Source organism: Janthinobacterium rivuli (genome assembly GCF_009208735.1).
GTDB lineage: Bacteria > Pseudomonadota > Gammaproteobacteria > Burkholderiales > Burkholderiaceae_D > Janthinobacterium.
This window is the reverse complement of sequence record NZ_WFLJ01000094.1, coordinates 1-257: the sequence shown is the minus strand read 5'-3', so window position 1 is coordinate 257 and position 257 is coordinate 1. Positions and strand designations below refer to the sequence as shown.

Annotated in this window: 1 protein-coding gene; it reads right to left on the bottom strand. The window is 64.2% G+C overall.

The genetic code is table 11. The annotated features are described in order from the left end of the window. Positions 1-257 (bottom strand): thiamine pyrophosphate-dependent enzyme (locus tag GCN78_RS29080; protein WP_226939881.1); only part of this gene is annotated, 257 nt, incomplete at both ends.

Here is a 257-nt window from a genome sequence, read left to right as displayed (position 1 = left end):
TCCTGCGTCGTGCGCGTGTCGTCCGTGTCGATGCAGATCAAGTAGGTGCGCGATGCGGCGCGGGCGCGCAGCATGGCTTGCTCCAGTTCGGCGATGTTGGCCACGTGTTCGGACAGCGCCCCCAGCGATCGCGCATGCAGGGCGAAGTCGATACGCGGGGCGCTGTCGGGCAACATATTGTTGAACGAGGCATTGCCGCAGGCCTGCTGCAATCGGTTGATGCAGCCGTAGCCCCGGTTGTCGAGCACGACGATGAT